The organism is Burkholderia sp. Bp8998, assembly GCF_003854235.1.
GTDB lineage: Bacteria > Pseudomonadota > Gammaproteobacteria > Burkholderiales > Burkholderiaceae > Burkholderia.
This window is the reverse complement of sequence record NZ_QTQF01000182.1, coordinates 1-346: the sequence shown is the minus strand read 5'-3', so window position 1 is coordinate 346 and position 346 is coordinate 1. Positions and strand designations below refer to the sequence as shown.

Genomic DNA, 346 nt, shown 5'->3' with positions numbered 1-346 from the left:
CTGGTGGGCTCGTCCGGTGCGATCCTGTCGTACATCATGTGCCGCGCGATGAACCGCAACTTCATCAGCGTGATCGCCGGCGGGTTCGGAAGCGGCGCGGGCGCACCGGCGGCAGCCGGCGGCGCCGCGCAGCCGGCCGGCGAGGCGGTCGCGGTGAGCGCGATGGAAACGGCCGAGCTGCTGCGCGATGCGAAGCGCGTGATCATCGTGCCTGGCTATGGGATGGCGGTTGCACAGGCCCAGCACACGGTACATGAGCTGACGAAGGCGCTGCGCGAGAAGGGCGTCGACGTGCGTTTCGCGATCCATCCGGTGGCCGGGCGCATGCCGGGGCACATGAACGTGC

Annotated in this window: 1 protein-coding gene; it reads left to right on the top strand. The window is 69.9% G+C overall.

Annotated elements, in window-relative coordinates; translation table 11 throughout:
• Positions 1-346 (top strand): NAD(P)(+) transhydrogenase (Re/Si-specific) subunit beta (locus DIE06_RS38070; RefSeq protein WP_148094401.1); only part of this gene is annotated, 346 nt, incomplete at both ends.